Below are 26,157 nucleotides of genomic sequence, written 5' to 3'. Positions count from 1 at the left end.
GGCTTGGGGTGGGCTCACGGCGGTGGTTCTTCCTCGGCAGCACCCCACGGCGCTACCCGTGCCGAGGGCACCGGGTGGCCCCCGCAGCGAAGTAAAGGAGGAGCCGAAGGCGGGGGACATGAGAGAAGGGGGCCACCCGGTGCCCTCGGCACGCGCCCCAGACCACTGAACGGCGACCGCTCGGTCTGGCGCGACCACCTGGGGGTCTGATTCAGCCCTTCGCCACCCCGCGCCGCCGATCGATGAAGGCGATGATCTCGCCCATGATCCCGCGCCGGAAGGCCAGCACGCAGATCACGAAGATCAGGCCCGTGACCATGGTCACCGACTCGCCCAGCGTGTTGAACCAGTCGATGGTCGTGATGCGCGCCAGCAGGTGGCCCAGCTCGCCGATCTTGTTCTCGAGCAGCACCACCACCGCCGAGCCGACAAGCGGCCCCGACAAGGTGCCGAGGCCGCCGACCAAGGTCATCAGGATGACCTGGCCAGAGGCGCTCCAGTGCACGTCCGACAAGGTCGCGAAACCCAGCACCAGCGTCTTGAGCGAACCGGCGAGCCCCGACAGCGCGGCCGAGATCACGAAGGCCAGCAGCTTGAAGCGGCTGACGTCATAGCCCAGCGAGAGCGCGCGCGGCTCGTTCTCCTTGATGCCCTTCAGCACTTGGCCGAAAGGCGAATGGATGGTGCGCACGATCAGCAGGAAGGCGGCCACGACGATCACCAGCGTGACGTAGTACATCGTGAGGTCGTTCTGCAGGTCGATCAGACCGAAGAGCTTGCCGCGCGGCACGCCCTGCAGGCCGTCCTCGCCGCCGGTGAACTTGGCTTGCAGCGCGACGAAGAACACCATCTGCGCCAGCGCCAGCGTGATCATCGCGAAGTAGATGCCCTGGCGGCGGATCGCCAGCAGGCCGAAGATCCAGCCCAGGAAGGCGCCGGCCGCGGTGCCGGCGACGAGGCCGAGTTCGGGCGTCAGGCCCCAGACCTTCATCGCATGGCCGGCCACGTAGGCCGAGCCGCCGAGAAAGGCCGCATGGCCGAAGGACAGCAGGCCGGTGTAGCCCAGCAGCAGATTGAAGGCCGAGGCGAACAGCGCGAAGCACATCAGCTTCATCACGAACACCGGATAGGCGCCGACGAAAGGTGCGAGAACGAGGGCGACGAGCAGCAGCAGGTAGATGACTGTGGAGAGCTTTTTCATGGGGCTGCCGTCTTACTTCTCTTTGCCGAAGAGACCGGCCGGGCGGATGAGCAGCACGATGACCATGATCACGAAGACCACGGTGGAGGATGCCTCGGGGTAGAACACTTTGGTCAGGCCTTCGATCACGCCGAGCCCGAGCCCGGTCAGGATGGCGCCCATGATCGAGCCCATGCCGCCGATCACCACCACCGCGAACACGACGATGATGAGGTTCTGCCCCATCAGCGGCGAGACCTGGATCACCGGCGCCGCGAGCACGCCGGCGAAGGCAGCCAGTGCCACGCCGAAGCCGTAGGTCAGCGTGATCATCAGCGGCACGTTGACCCCGAAAGCCTCGACCAGCCGCGGGTTCTCGGTGCCGGCGCGCAGGTAGGCGCCGAGCCGTGTCTTCTCGATCACGAACCAGGTCGCGAAGCAGACCACCAGCGAGGCGACCACCACCCAGGCCCGGTAGTTTGGCAGGATCATGAAGCCGAGGTCGGTGGCGCTGGCCAGCGCGTCGGGCGTGTCGTAGGCCAGGCCCGAGACACCGTAGATCGAGCGGAACACGCCTTCGATCAGCAGCGTGAGGCCGAGCGTCAGCAAGAGGCCATAGAGGTGGTCGAGCTTGTAGATCCAGCGCAGCAGCAGCCGCTCGATGACGATGCCCAACAGCCCGACGATGATCGGCGCCACCGCCAGCATGACCCAGTAGTTGACGTCGAAGTAGTTCATCGCCATCCAGGTCAGCACTGCGCCCAGCATGAACAGCGCGCCGTGCGCAAAGTTGATGACGTTGAGCAGGCCGAAGATCACTGCGAGCCCGAGGCTCAGGATCGCGTAGAACGACCCGTTGACCAGCCCCAGGAGGAGCTGGCTCAACAAGGCAGGCAGTGATATTTGCATGACGGGACGATGACGATGAACGGATTCAGGAGCTCAGCTTATTTCCAGATGGCGCACTTGCTTTCGGCTTTGGTCGTGAAGACCTCTTCGCCCGGCAGCTTCGCGACCATCTTGTAGTAGTCCCACGGCTGCGTCGACTCGCTCGGGGACTTGACCTGCATCAGGTACATGTCGTGCACCATGCGGCCGTCGGCTCGGATCGAGCCCTTGGCGTAGAAGTCGTTGATCGGCATCTTCTTGAGCTCGGCCATCACCTTGTCGGCGTCGGTGCTCTTGGCCGCCTGCACCGCCTTCAGGTAGGTCGTCGTGGCCGAGTAGTCCGCGGCCTGGATGTCGGTCGGCATGCGCTTGGTCTTGTCGAAGAACTTCTTGCCGAAGGCGCGGGTTTCCTGGTTCAGGTTCCAGTCCCAGCTGGTCGTGAGCAGCAGGCCTTCGGTGTTCTTCAGGCCCAGGCTGTGGATGTCGGTGATGAAGACCAGCAGGCCGGCCAGCTTCATCGACTTGTTGATGCCGAACTCCTTCGCCGCCTTGATCGCGTTGATGGTGTCGCCGCTGGCGTTGGCCAGGCCCAGGATCTGGGCCTTCGAGTTCTGCGCCTGCAGCAGGAAGGACGAGAAATCCGACGCGTTGAGCGGATGCTTGACGCTGCCCACCACCGTGCCGCCCTTCTCCTTCACCACCTTGGCGGTGTCGGCCTCGAGGGCCGCGCCGAAGGCGTAGTCGGCCGTCAGGAAGTACCAGCTCTTGCCGCCTTGCGCCACCACCGCGCTGCCGGTGCCCTTGGCCAGCGCCACCGTGTCGTAGGCGTAGTGCACCGTGTACGGGCTGCACTGCTCGTTGGTGAGCGCCGAGCTGCCGGCACCGTTGACGATGAAGACGCGCTTCTTTTCCTGCGCCACCTTGGCCAGTGCCAGGCCAGTGCCCGAGTTCGTACCGCCGAACAGCATCGTCAGGTTGTCGGTGTCGATCCATTCGCGCGCCTTCGAAGCGGCGATGTCGGCCTTGTTCTGGTGGTCGGCCGTGACCAGTTCGATCGGCAGGCCGTTGACCTTGCCGCCGAAGTCGTCGATCGCCATCTGAATCGCCAGGGCGCCGTTCTTGCCCTCGACGTCGGCATACAGGCTGGACATGTCGGTGATGAAGCCGATCTTGACTTTCTCCTGTGCCTGAACGGCCCCGGTCGCGAAGGCGATGGCGAGGGAAACAGCAGAAAGCGCGATGGTTTTTTTCATGTTGGAGTCAAAGGGGTGAGTGAGGAAAATCGGGGAGACGGCGCGTCACTTCCAGAGCGCACACTTGGAATCGGCCTGGGCCGTGAAGACCTGGTCGCCGGGCAGCTTGGCGATGACCTTGAGGTAGTCCCAAGGCTGCTTCGAGTCGGCCGGCGACTTGACCTCGACCAGGTACATGTCGTGCACCATCCGGCCGTCCGGGCGGATCACGCCCTTGGCGTAGAAGTCGTTGATCGGCGTCTTCTTCAGTTCGGCCATCACCTTGTCGGCGTCGACGGTCTTGGCGGCCTGCACGGCCTTCAGGTAGGTCATGGTGGCCGAGTAGTCGGCCGCCTGGAGGTCGGTCGGCATGCGCTTGGTCTTGTCGAAGAAGCGCTTCGAGAACTTGCGCGTGTCGTCGTTCAGGTCCCAGTACCAGCTGGTGGTGTGGAGCAGGCCTTCGGTGTTCTTCAGGCCCAGGCTGTGGATGTCGCTCAGGAAGATCAGCAGGCCTGCCGTCTTCATGGTCTTGCCGATGCCGAATTCCTTCGCCGCCTTGATCGAGTTGATGGTGTCGCCGCCGGCATTGGCCAGGCCCAGGATCTGCGCCTTCGAGTTCTGCGCCTGCAGCAGGAAGGACGAGAAGTCCGAGGCATTGAGCGGCGCCCGCACCGCGCCCACCACGGTGCCACCCTTGGCCTTGATCACCGCCGTGGTGTCGGCTTCGAGCGCATGGCCGAAGGCGTAGTCGGCGGTCAGGAAGAACCAGCTCTTGCCGCCCCGGTCGACCACCGCGCCGCCGGTGCCCTTGGCCAGCGCCACCGTGTCGTAGGCGTAGTGCACCGTGTAGGGGCTGCATTGCTCGTTGGTCAGCGCCGAGGTGGCGGCGCCGTTGTTGAAATAGATCCGCTTCTTTTCCTGCGCCACCTTGGCGGTGGCCAGCGCGGTGCCGGAGTTGGTGCCGCCGAAGACCATCGTCACGCCGTTGGTGTCGATCCACTCGCGCGCTTTCGAGGCCGCGATGTCGGCCTTGTTCTGGTGGTCGGCGGTGAGCAGCTCGATCGGTTGGCCCAGCACCTTGCCGCCGAAGTCGTCGATCGCCATCTGGATGGCGAGCGCGCCGTTCTTGCCTTCGATATCGGCATAGAGGCTCGACATGTCGGTGACGAAGCCGATCTTGACCTTTTCCTGGGCCTGGGCAGCGCCGCAGGCGAGCGCCGTCGCGGCGACGGCCAGGGTCATTGCGCTGAACTGGTTCTTCATGAGAGTTCTCCGTTCAATCAACAGGTTGAGAAAAAAAGGGGATCAGACGCCGAGCAGCTCGTTGAGCACCGGCATCTTGGCTTCGAGCTCGGCGGCGCCGAACTTCTCGACGATCCGTCCGTGCTCCATCACGTAGAAGCGGTCGGCCAGCGGCGCGGCGAAGCGGAAGTTCTGCTCGACCATGACCACCGTGTAGCCCTTGCCGCGCAGCGTGTGGATCATGCGGGCCAGCGCCTGCACGATCACCGGCGCCAGGCCTTCGGAGATCTCGTCGAGCAGCAGCAGCCGGGCGCCGGTGCGCAGGATGCGCGCCACCGCCAGCATCTGCTGCTCGCCGCCCGAGAGCCGCGTGCCCTGGCTGTGGCGGCGCTCCGCCAGGTTCGGGAACATGGCGTAGATCTCGTCGACCGACATGCCCTTGTCGGCGCTCTTGAGCACCGGCGGCAAGAGCAGGTTCTCTTCGCACGACAGGCTCGCGAAGATGCCGCGCTCCTCGGGACAATAGCCGATGCCCTGGTGCGCGATGCGGTGCGTCGGCATGTGAATCGTCTCGGTGCCGTTGACCTTGATGCTGCCCTTGCGGGCGCCGGTGAGGCCGAGCACGGCGCGCATGGTGGTGGTGCGGCCGGCGCCGTTGCGGCCCAGCAGCGTGACCACCTCGCCGGGCTGCACCACCATGTCGACGCCGTGCAGAACGTGCGATTCACCGTACCAGGCCTGCAGGTCCTTGATTTCGAGTGCGGGGACTGCCATCAATGGGCTCCCTGCAGTTGGCCGTCGGTGGTGCCCATGTAGGCTTCCATCACCTGCGGGTTGCGCGACACCTCGGCGTACGGCCCCTCGGCCAGCACGGCGCCGCGCTGCAGCACCGTGATCGTGTCGGCGATGGTCGAGACCACGCTCATGTTGTGCTCCACCATCAGGATGGTGCGGCCGGCCGAGACCCGCTTGATGAGCTCGGCGACGCGGTGCACGTCCTCGTGGCCCATGCCCTGCGTGGGTTCGTCGAGCAGCATCAGCTCGGGCTCCATCGCCAGCGTGGTCGCGATCTCGAGCGCGCGCTTGCGGCCATAGGGAAGGTTAACGGTCAGCTCGTCGGCCAGGTCCTCGAGGCCGACTTCGGCCAGCAGCACGCGGGCCCGGGCATCGAGCGGCTTGAGCGACTTCTCGCTCTTCCAGAAATGGTAGGAGGTGCCGAGCGCGCGCTGCAGCCCGAGACGCACGTTCTCGAGCAATGTCAGGTGCGGGAACACAGCCGAGATCTGGAACGACCGGATGATGCCGCGCCGCGCGATCTGCGCCGGGCGCTCGCTGGTGATGTCCTGGCCGTTGAACAGGATGGTGCCGCTGGTCGGCTCGAGGAACTTGGTGAGCAGGTTGAAGCAGGTGGTCTTGCCGGCACCGTTGGGGCCGATCAACGCGTGGATCGAGCCCCGCACGACCCGGAGGTCTACCTTGCTGACCGCGGTGAAACCCTTGAATTCCTTGGTGAGCTGGCGCGTCTCGAGAATGATGTCGCTCATCTCGCGCGGTCACCCGTTGGCTGGCAGAAAAAATCGGTCATGCGGTCCATCTGAGCGCACCACCATGGTTGCGCGGACCGCATTGTTTGCAGCGGCGGCAAAACTTGCCTACTGGGGCAAATGCCTATGCTGCAACGCAACCTGAGGCCGGGCTGCGCCGGCCCGGAATCAGTGGGCGCCTGCCGCCGCGTCCGACGCGCCGGTTCCCTTCGCCGGCTTGGCGAGCCAGACCAGCGGGATCAGGAACAGGAACAGCATCGCCGAGCCGTAGAACACGTCGTTCGAAGCCAGCATGAAGGACTGCTGATCGACCAGGCGATTGATCTGCCCCAGCACCTGGTCGGCACTGAATCCGCTGGCGCCGAAGTTGGCGATCGCGCTGTTGGCGGCGGAGCTGCCGGTGTTGACCGACTCCACCAACTGCGCGTGGTGCAGCGCGGCCCGGTTTTCCCACAGCGTGGTCGCGGCCGAGGTGCCGATCGCGCCCGCGGTGATGCGCAGGAAGTTCGACAGGCCGGAGGCCGCGGGAATGCGGTCGGGCGGCAGGCCCGACAAGGTGATGGTCACCAGCGGGATGAAGAAGAAGGCCATCGCCACGCCCTGGATGATGGTCGGGATCATGATGGTCCAGAAATCAGCCTGGGTGTTGAAGTTCGAGCGCATCCACAGCACCAGCGCGAACACCAGGAACGAGAAGGTCGCGTAGCGGCGCGGGTCGACCTTGCCGACCGTGAGCCCGACGATCGGCGAGAAGATGATCGCCAGCATGCCCACCGGCGCCATGATCATGCCGGCCTGCGTCGCCGTGTAGCCCATGTACTGCTGCAGCCAAAGGGGCAGGATCACCACGTTGCCGAAGAAGAGGCCATAGGCCACCGCAGTCGCGAAGGCGCCCGACCAGAAGTTGCGGCGCTTGAACAGCGACAGGTCGACCACCGGGTGCTTGTCGGTCAGCTCCCAGATCAGGAAGAACGCGAAGCCGACCAGTGCGACGACGGCCAGGGTCAGGATCACGGCCGAGTGGAACCAGTCGAGCTCCTTGCCCTTGTCGAGCATCAGCTGCATCGCGCCGACCCAGACCACCAGCAATGCCAGCCCGATGCCGTCGATCGGCACCTTGCGCGTGGCGCTCTCGCGCTTGCGGTAGATGGCCCAAGTGATGCCCGCGGCCGCCAGCCCGACCGGAATGTTGATGTAGAAGATCCAGGGCCAGGAGATGTTGTCGGTGATCCAGCCACCGAGCAGCGGCCCCATCACCGGCGCGACCAGCGTGGTCATCGACCACATCGCCATCGCCAGGCCGGCCTTGGCCCGCGGATAGCTCGACAGCAGCAGCGTCTGCGACAGCGGGATCATCGGCCCGGCGACGAAACCCTGCAGCGCGCGGAAGGCGATCAGCATCGTCATGTTGGGCGCCAGGCCGCAAAGCCAGGAGCTGATGATGAACAGCAGCACGCTCGCCATGAACAGGCGCACCTGGCCGAAACGCTGCGTGAGCCAGCCCGTGAGCGGCACCGCGATGGCGTTGGCCACCGCGAAGCTGGTGATGACCCAGGTGCCCTGCGTCGAGCTGACGCCGAGGTCGCCGGCGATGGCCGGCAGCGACACGTTGGCGATCGACGTGTCGAGCACGTTCATGAAGGTCGCGGCCGAAAGCGCGATGGTTCCCCAGACGCGGGCGGAGCCCTCGAGCGGCTGGACCGGCGTGGGGGCGGTGGCGTTCGACATCGCGCGCGGTCGCCCGATCAGCCCGGATGAGCCTGCGAGGAGATCGGCGACACCGGCAGGCTGCTGGCCGCCGGCGGCTTCGGCGCCGGCTCATGGCCGAGGTTGGCGGCGATGATGCGCTGGACCACGGCGTCGGCGCCGCTGTCGAGCTGGCTGTAGACCTGGGTCTGGATCAGGGCACTGCCGCGCGGCGCATCGGCCAGCGACTTGCCGTCCTTCTTCGAGACATCGATCTCGGCGTCCATCGACAGGCCGACCCGCAGCGGATTGGCCTTGAGCTGCTCGGCATCGAGCGCGATGCGCACCGGCACCCGCTGCACCACCTTGATCCAGTTGCCGGTGGCGTTCTGTGCCGGCAGCAGCGCGAAGGCCGAACCGGTGCCGACGCCGAGGCCGGCCACGCGGCCGTCGTACTCGACCTTCTTGCCGTACAGGTCGGCGGTGAGCTTCACGGGCTGGTCGATGCGGATGTTGCGCAGCTGCACTTCCTTGAAATTGGCATCGACCCAGACCTGGTTCAGCGGCACGATCGACATCATCGGCGTGCCCGCGGCCACGCGCTGGCCAAGCTGCACGGTGCGCTTGGCGACATAGCCTTCGACCGGCGCCGGCATCGCGACGCGCTGGGTGGCCAGGTAGGCCTCGCGCACCCTGGCCGCCGCCGCGAGCACGCTCGGATGGCGCTCCACCGGCGTGCCGTCGGTCAGCGACTGGTTGGTGGTCAGCTGCTCGCGCGCCGACAGCACCGCGGCCTGGGCCGACGCCAGCTGGCTCTTGGCGTTGGCCAGCGCGGTCTCGGAGTGGTTCAGTTCTTCTTTCGACACCGCCCCGTTGCCGGCCAGGGCCTGGCGGCGCTTGAGGTCGTCCTGGGCGCGGGCGATATCGCTCTGCGCGCGCGCGATGTCGGCCTGGCGCAGCGTGACCTGGGCCGCCAGCGACGCGTTGTTGCCATACAGGGTGCGCGCCTGGCGCACCGCCTGGGCCAGCGCCGCCTCGGCCTGCTCGAACGCCACCTTGGCATCCGACGGGTCGAGTTGCACCAGCGGCTGGCCGGCCTTCACCAGGTCGGTGTCGTCGGCCATGATCGCCATCACGGTGCCGCTGATCTGCGGCGTGATCTGGATCACGTTGCCCTGCACGTAGGCGTTGTCGGTCGATTCGTAATGGCTCGCGACCAGCCACTCGTAGCCGCCCCAGGCGGCACCGGCCACGACCACGACGGCGGCCAGCGTGGTCAGCGCGCGGCGGCGCTTGTTGCTCGCGGCGGGGGCCTGCGCAACGGGTTCGGCAGACGCAGCGTTCGGGGTGTTGTTGCTGTTTTCCATGACAGTGTCTTTCGGATTCGGAGCGTTCGTTCGGGAGTGTTCAGGGGTGCCGGGGCGCGGGAGCGGCGGCGGCTGTGGTGGTGTCCGACGGCTGCCAGCCGCCGCCCAGGGCGCGCGCCAGGCCGACCTGGTTCTCGAGCGCACGGGCGGCGAGGTCGACGCCGTCGCGGCGCTGCGCCAGCACGGTGACTTCGGCCGTCAGCACGTCCAGGTAGTTGCCGAGTCCGGCGCTGTAGCGCTGCAGGCCGATGTCGTAGGCCGCCTCGGCCGCGTCCTGCGCCTCTTTCTGCTGGACTTGCTGGCGCGCCACGTACAGCACGCTCGAGAGCTGGTCGGCGACATCGCGCACGGCATCGATGACGGTGACGTTGTAGCTGTCGATCGCGGCGTCGAGGTCGGCCGACTTGCCGCGCAGGTTGGCACGCAGGCGGCCGCCTTCGAAGATCGGCAGCCGGATCGCGGGGCCCACGCCCCACTGCTGGCTGCCCGACTTCAGCAGGCTGTCGAAGCCGATGCTCTGGAAGCCGGCGAAGGCGATCAGGTTGACGTTCGGATAGAACTGGGTCCTGGCGTTGGCGACGTCGCTGGTCGCGGCTTCGACGCGCCAGCGGGCGGCGGCGATGTCGGCGCGCCGGCCCAGCAGGTCGGCCGGAATGCTCTGCTGCAGCGCCAGGTTCTTGAAGTTGCCGAGGCGCGGCGGCGTCAGCGCCTGGGTCGCACCGGGCTTGGCCACCAGCGCGTCGAGCGCGTGCTGCGCGATCGCGATCTGCTCGTTCAGGGCTTCGATCTGCTGGCGTGCTTCGGGCACGCTGCTCTCGCTCTGCTTCAGCTGCAGCCGCGTGTCGAGCCCGGCCGACACGCGATCGCGCACCAGCTTGAGGAGTTCTTCGCGCTGCGCCAGCGCGCGCTGGGCGACCACCATCCGGTCGTTCAGCCGCGCCCATTGCACGTAGCTGCGCGCGACATTGCTGGAGAGCAGCACCCGGGCCGCGTCGGCTTCGGCGGCGGCGGCGTTCGCGGTGCCCAGCGCCGCGTCGAGCGCGGTGCGGTTCTTGCCGAAGAAATCGATCTCCCAGCTGCCGCTGAGCTGGAGGTTGCCGCTTTCCTGGACCGAGCCGCCCAGCGGTGGCGGATAGATGTAGTTGTCGCTGAACTTCTGGCGCGTGAGATCGAGGCCGCCGTTGAGCTGCGGCTTGTCGGCGGCCTCGGTGTACGTCACCGAGGCCTGCGCGCGCGCCAGCCGGGCCAGGGCGACCTGCAGGCTGGGATTGCCCGCGATCGCCTGGTCGACCATCGCATTGAGCTGCGGATCGCCGAAGGCCAGCCACCATTGGCTGTCGAGCGCCGGCGCCGCCTGGGCAGCGGGCGCCGCAGTCAGGCCGAGGCTCTCCGCGGTCTGCATCTTGGGGCTCGAGGCGGTGGCGCCCATGTCGGCGCAGCCCGCGACGGCCAGCGCCAGCACGGCGGCGGCGATGGCGCTGGTACGGCGCAGGGCGCCCTCAGGAAGGAGTCGAGTCATTTTTCTTGTCCCCACGGGCCGACAGGGCCTGTGCGTTGTCGAGGATCCGGCGGAGGTAGCCCTTGAGCTGCTCCCACTCCTCGTTGCTGAAGCCAGCCAGGTGCTCGTTCTGCACGAGGCTGAGTATTTCGGGCACCTCCCGGGCCGCCGCGCGGCCTTCGTCGGTGAGTTCGATGTGGACCACGCGGCGGTCGGCCACCGAGCGCACGCGGCGGCACAGGCCCTTGGCCTCCAGGCGGTCGAGCAGGCGGGTCATGGCGCCGGTGTCGAGTTCGCATTCGCGCGCCAGTTCGGCCACGGTGGTGACCTTGCCCATGTGCAGCTTGTGCAGCGGCACCCACTGCGGATAGGTCGGTCCGGGATCGCACATGCGAAGTTCCACCGACTGGGCCACCGCGCTCAGGATGCGGCGCATCATGTAGCCGATGCTTTCTTCCGCGCGGTAGTTCTCGGCCTTGTAGAAAGCCGTGACCTCCGGCAATTCGCCGGGCGAAGGCAGCGCGGGGCGCGCTTCGGGGGTCTGGGATTCGGACATACCCGAATAGTACTTGCCTCGGCAATTACTGTCAAGGCGGCCTTTGGTGGGGCAAGGGTTCGCTAGAATGCTCGGGATATGGCCTCTTCTTCCCGTTCGCCCGCCAAAGGATCACCGAAATCCTTGTCGGGTCTGGCGCCCTTCCTGCGCCCCTATCGCACCCAGATCGTCCTGGCGGTGGTGTTCCTGGTGCTGGCCGCGGCGACCACGCTGGTGTTCCCGATCGCCCTGCGCAGCCTGATCGACGGCGGCCTGGTCAATCCCGACAAGGGTGCGCAGACGATGGCGCTGCGCGAGCATTTCGTCGCCCTGTTCGCGGTCGCGGTGGCGCTGGGGCTGTTCTCGGCGGCCCGCTTCTACACCGTCAGCTGGCTCGGCGAGCGTGTCACGGCCGACCTGCGCAACGCGGTCTACGCCCATGTGCTGCGCCAGAGCCCGGTGTTTTTCGAGACCACCCAGACCGGCGAGGTCCTGTCGCGCCTGACCGCCGACACGACACTGGTCCAGACCGTGGTCGGCTCCTCGCTCAGCATGGGGCTGCGCAACGCGGTCATGGGTGTGGGCGCCCTGGCCATCCTGGTCTGGACCAATCCCTACGTGATGGTCCAGGTGCTGGGCATCCTGGTGCTGGTGGTGCTGCCCAGCATGTGGTTCGGCCGCCGCGTGCGCAAGCTCTCGCGGGCCAGCCAGGACCGGGTGGCCGATTCCAGCGCGATCGCCGCCGAAGTGCTGAACGCGATTCCGGTGGTGCAGAGTTACACCGCCGAGGCCCGCGAAGCGGCCCGCTTCGACGCCTCCACCGACAGCGCCTTCCGCACCGCCGTGCGCCGCACGCGCGCGCGCTCGGTGCTCGTGGCCTTCATCATCATCGCCACCTCGGCGGCGCTGCTCTGGGGCCTCTACCAGGGCACCCAGGCGGTGCTGCGGGGCGACATCACGGCCGGCCACCTGGGGCAGACGGTGGTCTACGTGATCATCCTGGCGAGTGCCGCCGCGGTGCTCGGCGAGGTCTACGGCGACCTGCTGCGGGCCGCCGGCGCCACCGAGCGCCTGATGGAACTGCTGCATGCCAGGCCGGTGATCGTGTCGCCCGCCGAGCCGGCCCAGGCGCCGGTCCCGGCCGCTGGCAGCGCCTTGTCGCTGGAGGGCGTCGGCTTCCACTACCCGTCCCGGCCCGGCACCCCGGCGCTGCGCGATTTCGACCTGCGGATCGCCCCCGGCGAGACCGTGGCGCTGGTCGGATCGAGCGGCGCCGGCAAGAGCACGGTGTTCCAGCTGCTGCTGCGCTACTACGACCCCCAGTCCGGCCGGATCACCCTCGACGGCACGCCGCTTGCGGCGCTGTCCCTGGAGGCCTTGCGCGCCCGCATCGGCCTGGTGCCGCAGGATGCGGTGATCTTCTCCGCCAGCGCGCTCGAGAACATCCGCTACGGCCGGCCCGACGCCAGCGTCGAGGAAGTCCACGCCGCCGCCCGTGCCGCCTTCGCCGACGGTTTCCTGCGGGCCCTGCCCGAGGGCTACGACACCTTCCTGGGCGAGCGCGGCGTGCGGCTGTCGGGCGGCCAGCGCCAGCGCATCGCGATCGCGCGCGCGATGCTCAAGAACCCGCCGCTGCTGCTGCTCGACGAAGCGACCAGCGCGCTCGACGCCGAAAGCGAACGGATGGTGCAGGCTGCCCTCGAATCGGCCATGACGGGTCGCACCACGCTGGTCATCGCCCACCGCCTGGCGACCGTGCAGAAGGCCGACCGCATCGTGGTGCTGGACCACGGCGGCATCGTCGAACAGGGAACGCACGCCGCGCTGGTGGCGCAGAACGGGGTCTACGCGCGGCTGGCCGCCCTGCAATTCGCGGCGGAACCCCAGCCCGCCTGAGCGCCGCAGGCTACTGCAGCGTCTCCTTGAGGGCTGCCGGCAGGGGCAGCGTGAACACCGGAATACCCTCGTCAGCCAGCGAGCGTGCCTGTTCGGGCGTCGCCTGGCCGCGAATGCCGCGCTCCTCGGCTTCACCGTAGTGCATCTTGCGGGCTTCGTCGACGAAACGCTCGCCGACGTCCTCGGTCTGGGAAATCACCTCGCGCACCGCGCGCAGCCAGCGCGCCTCGGGCGAATCGGCGGCGGCCGGCAGCTTGGCCGGCGCGGCTTCCGCCGGCGGCCGGGCATTGGCGAGATTCAGCCGCGGCGCGGCCAGCAGCTTGGTGATCGCGGTGTCGCCGCACATCGGGCATTCCACCAGGCCGTCGGCAAGCTGGGTGTCGAATGCGTCCTGCGACGCAAACCACCCCTCGAAGCCGTGGCCATGGGCGCACTGGAGGTTGAGGACCTTCATGCGCCGATTATCAGGCGTTGGGCGACGACGCGCTGTGCCAGTCGAGCACCCATGCGCCCGACAGGACGTTCTGCAGCCAGAGCGTGCAGGTCAGCGTCTTGGCGTCCGACACCGTGCCGTCGCGGCACCAGTCCAGCAGTTGCTCGGCCGTGGCCGTGATGACGTCCAGGAACTCGCCATGGTCGAGTTGCCGGTCGCCCAGCGTCAGGCCGCGCGCGAAATAGACATGGATGATCTCGGTCGAATAGGCGACCGCCAGGTGCATCGCGCCGGCACGGGCCCATTCGCGGGCCGTGTAGCCGGTCTCTTCGAGCAGCTCGCGCTGGCCGCACAGCAGCGGGTCCTCGCCGGCATCGAGCTTGCCGGCGGGGAACTCGGTCATGACATGGCCGATCGGGTAGCGGTACTGGCGCTCGAGCACCAGCCGGCCGTCTTCGAGCAGCGGAATCACCACCACCGCGCCCGGATGCACCACGTATTCGCGGGTCGCGGTATGGCCGTCCGGCAGGCGCACCGTGTCGCGCTTGGCATGCAGGAAGTTGCCCTTGAACAGCTCTACGCTGGCGGTGCATTCTTCCTTGAGGTGCTTGTCGGTCATGTCAGTGAGGGTGCGGGTGCGCGTGGCGATGCTTCATGAGGTAGCGCCACGTGAAGCCCGGAAAGGCCAGCACGATGAACAGCGCCGCCGTGACGGCGTAGAACTCCCAGCCCTGCGGCGCGATCTGCCCGACCCGGCGCTCGAACAGCAGCCCGACGGCGCCGACCACGGCATAGAGCAGCACCAGTTCGGCCAGCCGGATGGCCAGCGACTTGGTGCGCCCCGCCAGCGGGACCAGGCCGAGCAGGCGCTCGTTCAGGAACGGCAGGTTGGCCGCCAGCAGCGCGAGCCCCAGCACCATCCAGACCGACGCGCTCTGGGACACGTCGCGCTCAGGTGGCCAGCGTGGCCACGATCGCGTTCGCGCACAGCGTCATGAGGCCGCCCGGCAGGATGCCGAGGATCAGGATCAGGGCGCCGTTGAGCGTCAGCACGGTGCGCACGTCGCGCGGCGCCGAGACGGTGCTCGCGGTGACCGGGGCGTCGAAGTACATGACCTTGACCACGCGGATGTAGTAGAACGCGCCGATCAGCGACATCACGACCGCGAACACCGCGAGGCCGATGTAGATGCCCTGGCCGGAGGCGATCAGCGCCTGCAGCACCGCCAGCTTGGCGTAGAAGCCGACCAGCGGCGGAATGCCGGCCAGCGAGAACATGGCGATCGCCATCACGCCGGCATACAGCGGGCTGCGCTGGTTGAGGCCGGCCAGGTCGGTGATCTCCTCGCTCTCGAAGCCTTCGCGCGCCAGCAGCAGGATGATGCCGAAGCTCGCCAGCGTGGTCAGCACGTAGGTGATGATGTAGAACATCGCCGCGCTGTAGGCGAACTGGGCGTTGTAGGTGTTGCCGTTGACCACGCCCGCCACCAGGCCGAGCAGCATGAAGCCCATCTGCGCGATGGTCGAGTAGGCCAGCATGCGCTTGAGGTTGGACTGGGCGATCGCGGCCAGGTTGCCGACCAGCAGCGAGGCGATGGCCAGCAGCGCCAGCATCTGCTGCCAGTCGATCGCCAGCGGCAGCAGGCCTTCGACCAGCAGGCGGATGATGATCGCGAAGGCGGCCAGTTCGGGCGCGGCGCCGATCATCAGCGTGACCGCGGTCGGCGCGCCCTGGTAGACGTCGGGCACCCACATGTGGAACGGAGCGGCACCGACCTTGAAGGCCAGGCCGGCGACGATGAAGACCAGGCCGAACACCAGCACCTGGTGGTTCACCTGACGGCTGGCGATCGCCTTGAACACCTCGTTGATGTCGAGCGAGCCGGTGGCGCCGTACATCATCGACAGGCCGTAGAGCAGGAAGCCGCTGGCCATCGCGCCGAGCACGAAGTACTTCATGGCGGCTTCGCTGGCGACCGCGTTGTCGCGGCGCAGCGCCACCAGCGCATAGCTCGAGAGCGTCAGCAGTTCGAGGCCGAGATAGATCAGCAGGAAGTTGCTGCCCGACATCATGACGAACATGCCCAGCAGCGCCAGCAGGCTCATCGTGAACATCTCGCCGCCCTGCAGCATGCCGCGGTCGCCCGCGTAGGGCCGGCCGTAGACCAGCGTGACCATCAGCGCCAGCGTCGCGAAGCACTTGAGCCAGTTGCCCATCGGGTCGCTCACGACCATGCCGCCGAAGCCGTAGATGGTCTTGCCCAGGGAGGCGTTGAAGCCGGTCAGCACCGCGACGATCGCGAGCGTGAGCAGGGTCAGGATGTAGGTGCCGGTGCGGCGCGGGCTGGTCGAGGCGAGATCGAGCAGCGCGATCACGCAGGTCATGATCAGCAGCACTACCTCGGGGTAGATCGTCATCCAGCTGAGTTTGTCAATCATCTTGTTTCTTACGGCAGCTTGGGCAGCTTGGAGATGGACACGTGCTGCAGCAGCCCGTCCACGGAGGCATTCATCACATCGGTGACGGGCTTCGGATACAGGCCCATCCACAGCACGGCGATCGCCAGCAGCGCCAGCATCAGGAATTCACGCGCATTGATGTCGCTGAGCTCCTTGACGTGGTCGTTGCCGACCGATCCCAGGTAGACCCGCTTGTACATCCACAGCGTGTAGGCGGCGCCGAAGATCAGCGCGGTCGCGGCACCGACGCCGAGCCAGAAGTTGGCCTTGACCGCGCCGAGGATCACCATCCATTCGCCGACGAAACCGGCGGTGGCCGGCAGCCCGCAGTTGGCCATCGCGAACAGCAGCGCGAAGGCGGCGAACTTGGGCATGGTGTTGACCACGCCGCCGTAGTCGGCGATCTGGCGCGAATGCACGCGGTCGTAGAGCACGCCGATGCAAAGGAACATCGCGCCCGAGACGAAGCCGTGGGCAATCATCTGGACGATGCCGCCGGCGACGCCGAGTTCGTTGAAGATGAAGAAGCCGAGCGTCACGAAGCCCATGTGGGCCACCGACGAATAGGCCACCAGCTTCTTCATGTCCTGCTGCACCAGCGCCACCAGGCCGACGTAGATCACCGCGATCAGCGACAGCGCGATCATGAGCCAGGCCCATTCGTGCGAGGCATCGGGCGCGATCGGCATCGAGAAGCGCAGGAAGCCGTAGGCGCCGAGCTTCAGCATGATCGCCGCCAGCACCGCGGAGCCGCCGGTGGGTGCCTCAACGTGCACGTCGGGCAACCAAGTATGGACCGGCCACATCGGCACCTTGACCGCGAAGGCCGAGAAGAAGGCGAAGAACAGGAAGGTCTGCGCCTGGCCCGACAGCGGCAGCTTGTGCCAGGTCAGGATGTCGAAGCTGCCGCCCGACTTGTTGTACAGGTAGATCAGCGCGACCAGCATCAGCAGCGAGCCGAGCAAGGTATAGATGAAGAACTTGAAGGCCGCGTAGATCTTGTTCGGACCGCCCCAGATACCGATGATCAGGTACATCGGGATCAGGGTGGCTTCGAAGAAGGTGTAGAACAGGATGCCGTCGAGCGCCGAGAAGGTGCCGATCATGAGCCCCGAGAGGATCAGGAAGGCGCCCATGTACTGGTTCACGCGCTCGGTGATGACCTCCCAGGCCGAGATCACGACGATCACGGTGATGAAGGCGGTCAGCAGCACCAGCCAGAACGAGATGCCGTCCAGGCCGACGTGGTAGTGGATATTGAAGCGCTCGATCCAGCGCTCCTTCTCGACGAACTGCATCGCCGCGGTGCCGTTCTGGAATCGCGACCAGAGCGGCAAGGTGACCAGGAAGCTCGCGACCGAACCGATCAGCGCAACCCAGCGCACGCCCCTGGCGTGTTCATCCCGACCGAAGGCCAACAGCACGACGCCGAAGGCGATCGGCATCCATATGGCAAGGCTCAACAAACCCATTTTTGTTTTTCTCCAGAGAGCCGCTTACCGCTTGAACCAGACGAAGTACGACATCAGGACGAAGATGCCGATCAGCATCGAGAAAGCGTAGTGATAGATAAAGCCCGTCTGCAGCCAGCGCACCGCACCTGCGATGCGGCCGACCAGCTTCCATGAGCCGTTGACGATGCCGCCGTCGATGATCCCCTGGTCGCCGCCCTTCCAGAGGCCGGTGCCGAGGGCGCGGGTGGCGCGGGCAATGACGTTCTCGTTGAACCAGTCCATGTAGTACTTGTTCTCGAGCAGGGTGTAGATCGGGCCGAAGGCGCGCTTGATCGCGGCCGGCAGGGCCGGGTTGACCAGGTACAGGTACCAGGCCACCACGACACCGGCGAGTGCGAGCCAGAACGGCGCTGCCGTCAGGCCGTGGAGGGCCATCGCCACCGGACCGTGGAAAGCCTCGGCCAGTTCCTTCATGGCTTCATGCTTGCTTGCGTCGACGTAGATCGCACCCTTGAAGAACTCGCCGAAAAGCAACGGCTCGATCGTCATGAAGCCGATCACGACCGACGGGATCGCCAGCGCGACCAGCGGCACCCAGACCACCCACGGCGACTCGTGCGGCTCGTGATGGTCGTCGTGGCCGTGACCGTGGTCGTCGTGGTGCGCGTCCGGGTTCTGGTCGAAGCGCTCCTTGCCGTGGAACACCATGAAATACATGCGGAACGAATAGAGCGCGGTGACGAACACGCTCGCCAGCACCGCGAAGTAGGCGAAGCCCGACCCCCACAGGTGGCTCTCGTGCACCGCTTCGATGATGCTGTCCTTCGAATAGAAGCCCGAGAAGAACGGCGTCCCGATCAGCGCCAGCGAGCCCACCAGCGAGGTGATCCAGGTGATCGGCATGTACTTGCGCACATTGCCCATCCAGCGCATGTCCTGGTTGTGGTGCATGCCGATGATCACCGAGCCGGCGCCGAGGAACAGCAGCGCCTTGAAGAAGGCGTGCGTCATCAGGTGGAACACGGCCACCGAATAGGCCGAGGCGCCGAGTGCCACGGTCATGTAGCCGAGCTGCGACAGCGTGGAATAGGCCACCACGCGCTTGATGTCGTTCTGGATGACGCCCAGGAAGCCCATGAACAGCGCGGTGATGCCGCCGATCACGAGGATGAAGCTCAGGGCCGTGTCGCTCAGTTCGAACAGCGGCGACATCCGCGCCACCATGAAGATGCCGGCCGTGACCATGGTCGCGGCGTGGATCAGGGCGGAGATCGGGGTCGGGCCTTCCATCGAGTCGGGCAGCCAGACGTGCAGCGGGAACTGCGCGCTCTTGCCCATGGCGCCGATGAACAGGCAGATGCAGGCCACCGTGAGCAGCATCCACTCGGTGCCCGGGAAGTTCAGCTTGGCCAGCGCGTCGGCCTTGCCGAAGACTTCGCCGTAGTTCAACGAGCCGGCGTAGGCGGCCAGCAAGCCGATGCCCAGGATGAAGCCGAAGTCGCCGACCCGGTTGACCAGGAAGGCCTTCATGTTGGCGAAGATCGCGGTCGGCCGGTTGTACCAGAAGCCGATCAGCAGGTAGGACACCAGGCCCACCGCCTCCCAGCCGAAGAACAGCTGGAGCATGTTGTTGCTCATGACGAGCATCAGCATCGAGAAGGTGAAGAGCGAGATGTAGGCGAAGAAGCGGTTGTAGCCGTCATCGTCCTGCATGTAGCCGATGGTGTAGATGTGGACCATCAGCGACACGAAGGTCACGACGCACATCATCATCGCGGTCAGGCCGTCGATCAGGAAGCCGACTTCCATCTTGAGGCCGCCGACCGTCATCCATTCGTAGATGGTGGCGTTGAAACGGGCACCGTCGTTGACCACGCTGTCGAGCGTCATCGCCGAAATGATGAAGGACACCAGCACGCCGAGGATGGTCAGCGAATGGGTGACGCGGCGGCCGATGTGGTTGCCGCCGAACTTCGTGCCGAACAGGCCGGCGACGACGGCGCCGACCAGTGGCGCCAGCGGAACGGCCAGCAGGGTGGATGCGGAAAGAGTAGCGCTCATGAGTAAACCTTCTTCAGCCCTTCAGCGCATTCAGCTCGTCGACGTTGATGTTCGACTTGTTGCGGAACAGCAGCACCAGCAGCGCCAGCCCGATGGCCGACTCGGCCGCCGCGACCGTCAGGATGAAGAACACGAAGACCTGCCCGTGCATGTCGCCGAGGAAATACGAGAAGGCGACGAAGTTCATGTTGACCGCGAGCAGCATCAGCTCGACGCACATGAGCAGCACGATCAGGTTCTTGCGGTTCAGGAAAATGCCGATGACCGACAGCGCGAAGAGCATCGCGCCTAGCGAAAGAAAGTGTCCGAGCGTGAGCGTCATGCCTTGGTCTCCGCTGCGGGCGCTGCTGGCTCCGCGGCCGGTTCGGCCTGTCGCGTGACGGGCATCTGGACGATGCGCACGCGGTCGCGCGCCTTGACGCGGACCTGGTCGGCCGGGTTCACGTACTTGCTGTCCTTGCGGGTGCGCAGGGTCAGCGCGATGGCGGCGATGATCGCCACCAGCAGGATCACGGCAGCGATTTCCAGCGGATAGAGGTATTGCGAATAGAGCAGCTTGCCGAGTTCGAGCGTGTTCGAGGTCTCTGGGCCCTGAATCGCCGACAGGGTCTTCGGCGAGGTCAGGCGGAAGCCGCCCATCAGCACTGCGGCCATTTCAAGCGCAATCAGCGCACCCACCCCGGCGGCCAGCGGGAAGTGCTTCCAGAAGCCCTCTCGCAGGCCTTCGACATTGATGTCCAGCATCATCACCACGAACAGGAACAGCACCATCACCGCCCCGACATAGACGAGGACCAGCGTGATGGCAAGGAACTCCGCGCGCAGCAGGAGCCAGATGGCCGATGCCTGGAAGAACGCCAGCACCAGGTAGAGCGCCGCATACACGGGGTTGCGCGCGGTGATGACGCGGAAGGCTGCAAACAGCAGCACCGCGGCAAACAGATAGAACAGACCGGTCTTGGCGTCCATGGATAGGATTCGTTTTCTTCGGGTTCAGCCAGCCGCTTCAGCGGTACTTGGCGTCCGCCGCCTTGTTGGCGGCGATTTCTTTTTCGTAGCGGTCGCCGACGGCGAGCAGCATGTCCTTGGTGAAGTACAGGTCGCCCCGCTTCTCGCCGTGGTACTCGAAGATGTGGGTTTCGACGATCGAGTCGACCGGGCAGCTTTCTTCGCAGAAGCCGCAGAAGATGCACTTGGTCAGGTCGATGTCGTAGCGCGTGGTGCGGCGCGAGCCGTCGTCGCGGACATCGGATTCGATCGTGATCGCGAGCGCCGGGCACACGGCCTCGCAGAGCTTGCAGGCGATGCAGCGCTCTTCGCCGTTCTCGTAGCGGCGCAGCGCATGCAGGCCGCGAAAGCGTGGCGACAGCGGCGTCTTCTCTTCCGGGAACTGGACGGTGATCTTGCGGCTGAAGGCGTACTTGCCGGTCAGCGCGAGGCCCTTGAACAGTTCCACCAGCATGAAGCTGGACAGGAAGTCCTTGAGCGAGAAAGGCGCGGAGGCGGTCGTGGAGGAGCGCGCAAGCGCGCTGGCAGAAGGCGCAGTCATGGCAGTTCCGGTTATTTCCAGATGTTGAAGGGGGTCTGCATCCAGGCGCCGACCACCACCAGCCACACCAAGGTGACCGGAATGAAGATCTTCCAGCCCAGCCGCATGATCTGGTCATAGCGGAAGCGCGGGAAGGTCGAACGGACCCAGAGGAACATCGTGACCACGCAGAAGGTCTTGATGCCGAGCCAGATCCAGCCCGGGATGAAGGCCAGGAAGTCGAACGGGGGCAGCCAGCCGCCGAGGAACAGCACCGCGCACAGGATCGAGACCAGCCACATGTTGGCGTACTCGGCCAGGAAGAACATCGCGAAGCTCATGCCCGAGTACTCGATCATGTGGCCGGCGACGATTTCCGATTCGCCTTCGACGACGTCGAAGGGGTGGCGGTTGGTTTCGGCCAGGCCCGAGATGAAGTAGACGACGAAGATCGGCAGCAGCGACAGCCAGTTCCACGACAGGAAGCCGATGCCCATCGAGGCGAAATGGCCCCTGCCCTGCCCCATCACGATGTCCGTCATGTTCAGGCTGGCCGACACCATCAGCACGACCACGAAGCAGAAGCCCATCGCGATTTCGTAGCTGACCATCTGGGCCGACGCGCGCAGCGCACCCAGGAAGGCGTACTTCGAGTTCGAGGCCCAGCCCGCGATGATCACGCCATAGACCTCGAGCGAGGTGATGGCCATGACGAACAGCAGGCCGGCGTTGATGTTGGCGAGCGCGACCTCGGGTCCGAATGGAATGACCGCCCAGGCGGCCAGCGCCGGCATGATGGTCATGATCGGGCCGAGCAGGAACAAGCCCTTGTTGGCCACCGTCGGGAGGATGATTTCCTTGGTCAGCAGCTTGAGCGCGTCGGCGATCGGCTGCAGCAGGCCCAGCGGGCCGATGCGGTTGGGGCCGATGCGGATCTGCGTGAAGCCGATGGCCTTGCGCTCCCAGAGCGTGAGGTAGGCGACCGCGCCCATCAGCGGGATCACGACGACGATGATCTTGATCAGGGTCCAGATCACCGGCCAGAGGAAGCCGGTCCACCAGCCGGCCGAGACCAGGCCGAGGCCGAAGCCGTGCAGCGCGTCGATCATGCCGACACCTCCTGCAGGGCCGCGGCCTGGCGGGCGTCGGCGGTGAGCTGCAGCGAAGGCGCGCGGCGCACGATCGAGTCGAGCTGGTAGATGCTCGCGACCACCGGGGCCGATTCGGCCGCGACGCCCATGTCGATCTCGGCGGCGGTGGCGTTGGACAGCTTTCCGGCCGCGACCTGGACCGGCGAGTCGATCTCGGCCAGCACGTCGGCGGTGGATTCGAAGGCGAAGCCCGGCAGGCCGAGCAGGTTCGCCAGCACGCGCAGCACCTTCCAGGCCGGACGCGCTTCGCCCTGCGGCTTGACGACCGCATGGAAGCTCTGCAGGCGGCCTTCGGCATTGACGAAGGTGCCCGGCGTTTCGGTGAACGGCGCGATCGGCAGCAGCACGTCGCTGAATTCGAGGTTGGCCTTGAACGGGCTCAGCGTGACGACCATCTGCGCGTGCGCGAGGCCTTCGATCGCGGCCTCGCCGGCGGCCGAGTCGAACACGGGTTCGGTGTTGAGCAGCAGCACGGCCTTGAGGCCGCCTGCGAGCATCTGGGCGGCGTTCAGGGCGCCGTCGCGCGGCAGCGCGCCGACCAGTTGCGCGCCGACCGTGTTGGCGGCTTCGGTCAGGTAGCCGACGCTGGCGCCAGTCTGGGCGCCGATCCAGTTGGCCAGCGCCAGCAGGCTGCCGGCGCGGGCGTGATGGGCCGCGGCATTGCCGAGCAGGATCGCCTTGCGTTCGCCGCCGAGCAGCGAGGCGGCCAGCGCCTTCGCGGCGTCGCTGGCGGCGCCGCTGAGGGCGACCGGTGCCTGGGCGCCTGTGCTTTCGGCGATGGCGCCCGCCAGTTCGACCAGCGCGTCGACCCATTGGTCGGCCGGCAGGGTGACGGCGTTGGCGATCGGCATGGCCCAGGCGTCGGCATCGGCCAGCAGTTCGGCCGAGGTGATGGCGCTCAGCGCCCCACCCTTGCGGACCGACTGGCGGATGCGCTGGGCGAACAGCGGATGGTCCTTGCGCAGGTTCGAGCCGACCACCAGCACGCGCTGCAGCTGCGACAGCGAAGCCACGGAAGTGCCGAGCCAGCGGATGCCTTCGGCGGCGCCGAACTCGGCGTTGCGCAGGCGGTAGTCGATGTTGCCGCTGCCCAGGCCGTGGGTCAGCAGCTTGGCCAGCTGCAGCTCTTCGAGCGTGCTGTGCGGGCTGGCGAGCGTGCCGATGCTCTTCGCGCCGTGGTCGGCCTTGATCTGCTTCAAGCCATTGGCGACGTATTCGAGCGCGGTCTGCCAGTCGACCTGCTGCCACTGGCCGCCCTGCTTCAGCATCGGCTGCGTCAGGCGCTCGGGGCCGTTGAGGGCCTCGTACGAGAAGCGGTCGCGGTCGGCGATCCAGCACTCGTTGACGTCTTCGTTCTCGAGCGGCACCACGCGCATCACGCGGTTGTTCTTGACCTGGACGATCAGGTTGGCACCGGTGGAGTCGTGCGGGCTGACCGACTTGCGGCGCGACAGCTCCCAGGTGCGGGCGCTGTAGCGGAATGGCTTGCTGGTGAGCGCGCCGACCGGGCAGATGTCGATCATGTTGCCCGACAGCTCGGAGTCGACCGAGTCGCCCAGGAAGGTCTCGATCTCGGAGTGCTCGCCGCGATGCGACATGCCGAGCTCCATCACGCCGGCCACTTCCTGGCCGAAGCGGACGCAGCGCGTGCAATGGATGCAGCGGCTCATCTCTTCCATGCTGATCAGCGGGCCGACGTCCTTGTGGAAGACGACGCGCTTTTCTTCCTCGTAGCGCGAGGAAGAGCCGCCGTAGCCCACGGCCAGGTCCTGCAGCTGGCATTCGCCGCCCTGGTCGCAGATCGGGCAATCGAGCGGGTGGTTGATCAGCAGGAACTCCATCACCGACTGCTGGGCCTTGATGGCCTTGTCGCTCTTGGTGCGGACGATCATGCCCTGCGTCACGGGGGTGGCGCAGGCCGGCATCGGCTTGGGCGCCTTCTCGACGTCGACCAGGCACATGCGGCAGTTGGCCGCGATGCTGAGTTTCTTGTGATAGCAGAAGTGCGGGATGTAGGTACCCGCCTTGTCGGCCGCATGCATGATCATGCTGCCTTCGACGATGTCGACCTTCTTGCCGTCGAGTTCGATTTCAACCATATGTTTTTCTTCTCGCGCTCGTCAGGCCCGGGCGGCCGTCTTCGGGACGTAGCCCGGGATCAGTGCCTCGAACTCGTGACGGAAGTGCTTGATCATGGCCCGCACCGGCATCGCGGCGGCATCGCCCAGCGCGCAGATGGTGCGGCCCTGGATGTTGTCGGCGACCGAGTTCAGCAGGTCCATGTCGGACGCCTTGCCATGGCCGTTGTGGATGCGGTCGACCACCCGCCAGAGCCAGCCCGTGCCCTCGCGGCAGGGCGTGCACTGGCCGCAGGATTCGTGCATGTAGAAATACGAGAGGCGCTTGAGCGACTCGACCATCGAGCGGCTGTCGTCCATCACGATGACCGCGCCCGAGCCCAGCATCGAGCCGGCCTTGGCGATGGAGTCGTAGTCCATCGTGCACTGCATCATGATGTCGGCCGGCAGCACCGGCGCCGACGATCCGCCCGGGATCACGGCCTTGAGCTGGCGGCCCTTGCGCACGCCGCCCGCGAGCTCGAGCAGCTTCGAGAACGGCGTGCCCATCGGCACTTCGTAGTTGCCGGGGAGCTCGACGTCACCGCTGACCGAGTAGATCTTGGTGCCGCCGTTGTTCGGCTTGCCGCACTCGAGGTAGGCCACGCCGCCGTTGTTGATGATCCACGGCACGGCCGCGAAGGTCTCGGTGTTGTTGATCGTGGTCGGCTTGCCGTAGAGGCCGAAGCTGGCCGGGAACGGCGGCTTGAAGCGCGGCTGGCCCTTCTTGCCTTCGAGCGATTCGAGCAGTGCGGTCTCTTCGCCGCAGATGTAGGCGCCGAAGCCGTGCGCCGCATGCAGCTGGAAGTTGTAGGCGCTGCCCATGATGCCGTCGCCGAGATAGCCGGCGGCGCGCGCCTCTTCGAGCGCCTCTTCAAAGCGGTCGTAGGTCTGGAAGATCTCGCCGTGGATGTAGTTGTAGCCCACGCTGATGCCCATCGCATAGGCGGCGATGGCCATGCCCTCGATCACGATGTGCGGATTGAACTGCAGGATGTCGCGGTCCTTGCAGGTGCCGGGCTCGCCCTCGTCCGAGTTGCAGACCAGGTACTTCTGGCCCGGGAACTGGCGCGGCATGAAGCTCCACTTGAGGCCGGTCGGGAATCCGGCGCCACCGCGGCCGCGCAGGCCCGAGGCCTTGACTTCGGCGATCACCTGGTCGGGCGTCAGGCCCTCGGTGAGGATCTTGCGCAGCGCCTTGTAGCCGCCGCGCGCCTCGTAGTCGGCCAGGCGCCAGTTGGTGCCGTTCAGGCCGGCATAGATCTGGGGCTCGATGTGGCGGTCGTGGAAGCAGGTCTGGACGCCAGTGGCCTGGAACTGCTGGAGTACTTGCTCGGGCGACATCATTGGGCTCCCTTTGCGGTGGCGCCGCGCAAGCCGTCGATCAGCTGGTCGAGCTTCTCGTTGCTCATGAAGCTGCACATGGTGCGGTCGTTGACCAGCATCACCGGCGAGTCGGCGCAGGCGCCGAGGCACTCGCTCTGCTGCAAGGTGAACATGCCGTCGGGCGTGGTCTCGCCCATGCGGATGCCGAGCTTCTGCTCGAGATGGGCCAGCGCCTTCGCGCCGTCGCGCAGCTGGCACGGCAGATTGGTGCAGACGTTGAGCTTGTACGCGCCCAGCGGCCGCTGGTTGTACATGTTGTAGAAGGTCGTGACCTCGTGCACCGCGATCGGGGCCATGCCGAGGTAGGCGGCGATCTCGCGCTCGCGCTGCTCGCTCACGAAGCCCTCGTCCTGCTGCACGATCGCCAGGCAGGCCATCACGGCCGACTGCTTGCCGGCCGGCGGGTACTTGGCGACCTCGCGGGCGAAACGCTCCAGCGTGGCGGCCGACAGCGCCGCTTGGCTGCCGTGGGAAGAAGTGTCGGAATGCATGGGAAGGC

The 26,157-nt window shown here is 66.4% G+C and carries 24 protein-coding genes; 1 reads left to right on the top strand and 23 read right to left on the bottom strand.

What is annotated here, in order from left to right; all coding sequences use genetic code 11:
* Positions 1 to 211: 211 nt before the first annotated feature.
* From QTI17_RS08450 to QTI17_RS08405, 10 genes are all read right to left on the bottom strand, one after another.
* A complete protein-coding gene (locus QTI17_RS08450; RefSeq protein WP_286532272.1) occupies positions 212 to 1,201 on the bottom strand; it encodes a branched-chain amino acid ABC transporter permease in 990 nt (329 codons plus the stop codon).
* 12 nt (positions 1,202 to 1,213) lie between these two features.
* A complete protein-coding gene (locus QTI17_RS08445) occupies positions 1,214 to 2,089 on the bottom strand; it encodes a branched-chain amino acid ABC transporter permease (protein WP_286532270.1) in 876 nt (291 codons plus the stop codon).
* 38 nt (positions 2,090 to 2,127) lie between these two features.
* Positions 2,128 to 3,321 carry an ABC transporter substrate-binding protein gene (locus tag QTI17_RS08440; RefSeq protein ID WP_286532268.1) on the bottom strand — a complete coding sequence of 398 codons (1,194 nt, stop codon included), beginning with the start codon at positions 3,319 to 3,321 and terminating at the stop codon, positions 2,128 to 2,130.
* A 45-nt stretch (positions 3,322 to 3,366) separates the two neighbouring features.
* Entirely contained in the window at positions 3,367 to 4,563 is a 1,197-nt protein-coding gene (locus tag QTI17_RS08435) for an ABC transporter substrate-binding protein (protein ID WP_286532266.1), read from the bottom strand.
* A 42-nt stretch (positions 4,564 to 4,605) separates the two neighbouring features.
* Positions 4,606 to 5,316 carry an ABC transporter ATP-binding protein gene (locus tag QTI17_RS08430; protein WP_286529814.1) on the bottom strand — a complete coding sequence of 237 codons (711 nt, stop codon included), beginning with the start codon at positions 5,314 to 5,316 and terminating at the stop codon, positions 4,606 to 4,608.
* The gene (locus QTI17_RS08425; RefSeq protein ID WP_286529812.1) at positions 5,316 to 6,086 is read right to left on the bottom strand and encodes an ABC transporter ATP-binding protein; all 771 of its coding nucleotides are present in this window, start codon (positions 6,084 to 6,086) and stop codon (positions 5,316 to 5,318) included. Before QTI17_RS08425 ends, QTI17_RS08430 begins: the two co-directional genes overlap by 1 nt.
* A gap of 168 nt (positions 6,087 to 6,254) precedes the next feature.
* Complete coding sequence (locus QTI17_RS08420) at positions 6,255 to 7,814, bottom strand: DHA2 family efflux MFS transporter permease subunit (protein ID WP_286532264.1); 1,560 nt, start codon at positions 7,812 to 7,814, stop codon at positions 6,255 to 6,257.
* Positions 7,815 to 7,831: 17 nt separating this feature from the next.
* Positions 7,832 to 9,139 carry an HlyD family secretion protein gene (locus QTI17_RS08415; RefSeq protein ID WP_286532262.1) on the bottom strand — a complete coding sequence of 436 codons (1,308 nt, stop codon included), beginning with the start codon at positions 9,137 to 9,139 and terminating at the stop codon, positions 7,832 to 7,834.
* Between the two features lie 40 nt (positions 9,140 to 9,179).
* A complete protein-coding gene (locus QTI17_RS08410; RefSeq protein ID WP_286532260.1) occupies positions 9,180 to 10,658 on the bottom strand; it encodes an efflux transporter outer membrane subunit in 1,479 nt (492 codons plus the stop codon).
* The gene (locus QTI17_RS08405) at positions 10,639 to 11,193 is read right to left on the bottom strand and encodes a MarR family winged helix-turn-helix transcriptional regulator (protein ID WP_286529806.1); all 555 of its coding nucleotides are present in this window, start codon (positions 11,191 to 11,193) and stop codon (positions 10,639 to 10,641) included. Before QTI17_RS08405 ends, QTI17_RS08410 begins: the two co-directional genes overlap by 20 nt.
* A gap of 78 nt (positions 11,194 to 11,271) precedes the next feature.
* On the opposite strand from QTI17_RS08405, the gene QTI17_RS08400 reads away from it, so the two are divergent.
* Positions 11,272 to 13,068, top strand: coding sequence for an ABC transporter transmembrane domain-containing protein (locus tag QTI17_RS08400; protein ID WP_286532259.1), 1,797 nt, complete (start codon positions 11,272 to 11,274; stop codon positions 13,066 to 13,068).
* Positions 13,069 to 13,078: 10 nt separating this feature from the next.
* Here the strand turns inward: QTI17_RS08400 and QTI17_RS08395 are convergent, their stop codons facing one another.
* Genes QTI17_RS08395 through QTI17_RS08335 form a run of 13 tightly spaced genes read right to left on the bottom strand, consistent with a single transcriptional unit; the run spans position 13,079 to position 26,149 of the window.
* Positions 13,079 to 13,522: a DUF1178 family protein gene (locus tag QTI17_RS08395; RefSeq protein WP_286532256.1), complete on the bottom strand. Its 444-nt coding sequence runs from the start codon at positions 13,520 to 13,522 to the stop codon at positions 13,079 to 13,081.
* A gap of 10 nt (positions 13,523 to 13,532) precedes the next feature.
* Positions 13,533 to 14,120, bottom strand: coding sequence for an NUDIX domain-containing protein (locus QTI17_RS08390; RefSeq protein ID WP_286532254.1), 588 nt, complete (start codon positions 14,118 to 14,120; stop codon positions 13,533 to 13,535).
* Position 14,121: 1 nt separating this feature from the next.
* A complete protein-coding gene (locus tag QTI17_RS08385; protein WP_286532252.1) occupies positions 14,122 to 14,445 on the bottom strand; it encodes a DUF2818 family protein in 324 nt (107 codons plus the stop codon).
* A 7-nt stretch (positions 14,446 to 14,452) separates the two neighbouring features.
* Positions 14,453 to 15,940: an NADH-quinone oxidoreductase subunit NuoN gene (gene nuoN, locus QTI17_RS08380; protein WP_286532250.1), complete on the bottom strand. Its 1,488-nt coding sequence runs from the start codon at positions 15,938 to 15,940 to the stop codon at positions 14,453 to 14,455.
* Between the two features lie 8 nt (positions 15,941 to 15,948).
* Positions 15,949 to 17,433: an NADH-quinone oxidoreductase subunit M gene (locus QTI17_RS08375; RefSeq protein ID WP_286532248.1), complete on the bottom strand. Its 1,485-nt coding sequence runs from the start codon at positions 17,431 to 17,433 to the stop codon at positions 15,949 to 15,951.
* Positions 17,434 to 17,457: 24 nt separating this feature from the next.
* Positions 17,458 to 19,476: an NADH-quinone oxidoreductase subunit L gene (nuoL, locus tag QTI17_RS08370; RefSeq protein WP_286532246.1), complete on the bottom strand. Its 2,019-nt coding sequence runs from the start codon at positions 19,474 to 19,476 to the stop codon at positions 17,458 to 17,460.
* A 13-nt stretch (positions 19,477 to 19,489) separates the two neighbouring features.
* Positions 19,490 to 19,798: an NADH-quinone oxidoreductase subunit NuoK gene (gene nuoK, locus QTI17_RS08365; protein WP_286532244.1), complete on the bottom strand. Its 309-nt coding sequence runs from the start codon at positions 19,796 to 19,798 to the stop codon at positions 19,490 to 19,492.
* Positions 19,795 to 20,445, bottom strand: a complete 651-nt coding sequence (locus tag QTI17_RS08360; protein ID WP_286532242.1) for an NADH-quinone oxidoreductase subunit J — start codon at positions 20,443 to 20,445, stop codon at positions 19,795 to 19,797. Before QTI17_RS08360 ends, nuoK begins: the two co-directional genes overlap by 4 nt.
* A gap of 37 nt (positions 20,446 to 20,482) precedes the next feature.
* Positions 20,483 to 21,025, bottom strand: coding sequence for an NADH-quinone oxidoreductase subunit NuoI (nuoI, locus tag QTI17_RS08355; RefSeq protein ID WP_286371383.1), 543 nt, complete (start codon positions 21,023 to 21,025; stop codon positions 20,483 to 20,485).
* 11 nt (positions 21,026 to 21,036) lie between these two features.
* Positions 21,037 to 22,113: an NADH-quinone oxidoreductase subunit NuoH gene (gene nuoH, locus QTI17_RS08350; RefSeq protein WP_286529789.1), complete on the bottom strand. Its 1,077-nt coding sequence runs from the start codon at positions 22,111 to 22,113 to the stop codon at positions 21,037 to 21,039.
* Entirely contained in the window at positions 22,110 to 24,254 is a 2,145-nt protein-coding gene (nuoG, locus tag QTI17_RS08345; RefSeq protein WP_286532241.1) for an NADH-quinone oxidoreductase subunit NuoG, read from the bottom strand. The genes nuoH and nuoG overlap by 4 nt, the downstream gene beginning before the upstream one ends.
* A 21-nt stretch (positions 24,255 to 24,275) precedes the next feature.
* The gene (nuoF, locus tag QTI17_RS08340; RefSeq protein ID WP_286532239.1) at positions 24,276 to 25,616 is read right to left on the bottom strand and encodes an NADH-quinone oxidoreductase subunit NuoF; all 1,341 of its coding nucleotides are present in this window, start codon (positions 25,614 to 25,616) and stop codon (positions 24,276 to 24,278) included.
* Positions 25,616 to 26,149: an NADH-quinone oxidoreductase subunit NuoE family protein gene (locus tag QTI17_RS08335; protein WP_286532237.1), complete on the bottom strand. Its 534-nt coding sequence runs from the start codon at positions 26,147 to 26,149 to the stop codon at positions 25,616 to 25,618. The genes nuoF and QTI17_RS08335 overlap by 1 nt, the downstream gene beginning before the upstream one ends.
* Positions 26,150 to 26,157: the final 8 nt, after the last annotated feature.

This window comes from Variovorax sp. J31P179, assembly GCF_030316985.1.
In the GTDB taxonomy this organism is placed as follows: domain Bacteria; phylum Pseudomonadota; class Gammaproteobacteria; order Burkholderiales; family Burkholderiaceae_C; genus Variovorax; species Variovorax ginsengisoli_B.
This window is presented reverse-complemented; position numbering and strand designations above follow the sequence as displayed.

Coding starts and splice junctions, on each gene's coding strand:
- QTI17_RS08440 (WP_286532268.1), bottom strand. CDS start 3,321: ATGAAAAAAACCATCGCGCTTTCTGCTGTTTCCCTCGCCATCGCCTTC.
- QTI17_RS08425 (WP_286529812.1), bottom strand. CDS start 6,086: ATGAGCGACATCATTCTCGAGACGCGCCAGCTCACCAAGGAATTCAAG.
- QTI17_RS08360 (WP_286532242.1), bottom strand. CDS start 20,445: ATGGACGCCAAGACCGGTCTGTTCTATCTGTTTGCCGCGGTGCTGCTG.
- QTI17_RS08400 (WP_286532259.1), top strand. CDS start 11,272: ATGGCCTCTTCTTCCCGTTCGCCCGCCAAAGGATCACCGAAATCCTTG.
- QTI17_RS08375 (WP_286532248.1), bottom strand. CDS start 17,433: ATGGGTTTGTTGAGCCTTGCCATATGGATGCCGATCGCCTTCGGCGTC.
- QTI17_RS08450 (WP_286532272.1), bottom strand. CDS start 1,201: ATGAAAAAGCTCTCCACAGTCATCTACCTGCTGCTGCTCGTCGCCCTC.
- nuoF (WP_286532239.1), bottom strand. CDS start 25,616: ATGTCGCCCGAGCAAGTACTCCAGCAGTTCCAGGCCACTGGCGTCCAG.
- nuoI (WP_286371383.1), bottom strand. CDS start 21,025: ATGACTGCGCCTTCTGCCAGCGCGCTTGCGCGCTCCTCCACGACCGCC.
- QTI17_RS08410 (WP_286532260.1), bottom strand. CDS start 10,658: ATGACTCGACTCCTTCCTGAGGGCGCCCTGCGCCGTACCAGCGCCATC.
- QTI17_RS08435 (WP_286532266.1), bottom strand. CDS start 4,563: ATGAAGAACCAGTTCAGCGCAATGACCCTGGCCGTCGCCGCGACGGCG.
- QTI17_RS08420 (WP_286532264.1), bottom strand. CDS start 7,814: ATGTCGAACGCCACCGCCCCCACGCCGGTCCAGCCGCTCGAGGGCTCC.
- QTI17_RS08335 (WP_286532237.1), bottom strand. CDS start 26,149: ATGCATTCCGACACTTCTTCCCACGGCAGCCAAGCGGCGCTGTCGGCC.
- QTI17_RS08430 (WP_286529814.1), bottom strand. CDS start 5,316: ATGGCAGTCCCCGCACTCGAAATCAAGGACCTGCAGGCCTGGTACGGT.
- nuoH (WP_286529789.1), bottom strand. CDS start 22,113: ATGATCGACGCGCTGCACGGCTTCGGCCTCGGCCTGGTCTCGGCCGGC.
- nuoG (WP_286532241.1), bottom strand. CDS start 24,254: ATGGTTGAAATCGAACTCGACGGCAAGAAGGTCGACATCGTCGAAGGC.
- nuoN (WP_286532250.1), bottom strand. CDS start 15,940: ATGATTGACAAACTCAGCTGGATGACGATCTACCCCGAGGTAGTGCTG.
- nuoK (WP_286532244.1), bottom strand. CDS start 19,798: ATGACGCTCACGCTCGGACACTTTCTTTCGCTAGGCGCGATGCTCTTC.
- QTI17_RS08390 (WP_286532254.1), bottom strand. CDS start 14,120: ATGACCGACAAGCACCTCAAGGAAGAATGCACCGCCAGCGTAGAGCTG.
- QTI17_RS08415 (WP_286532262.1), bottom strand. CDS start 9,139: ATGGAAAACAGCAACAACACCCCGAACGCTGCGTCTGCCGAACCCGTT.
- nuoL (WP_286532246.1), bottom strand. CDS start 19,476: ATGAGCGCTACTCTTTCCGCATCCACCCTGCTGGCCGTTCCGCTGGCG.
- QTI17_RS08445 (WP_286532270.1), bottom strand. CDS start 2,089: ATGCAAATATCACTGCCTGCCTTGTTGAGCCAGCTCCTCCTGGGGCTG.
- QTI17_RS08405 (WP_286529806.1), bottom strand. CDS start 11,193: ATGTCCGAATCCCAGACCCCCGAAGCGCGCCCCGCGCTGCCTTCGCCC.
- QTI17_RS08395 (WP_286532256.1), bottom strand. CDS start 13,522: ATGAAGGTCCTCAACCTCCAGTGCGCCCATGGCCACGGCTTCGAGGGG.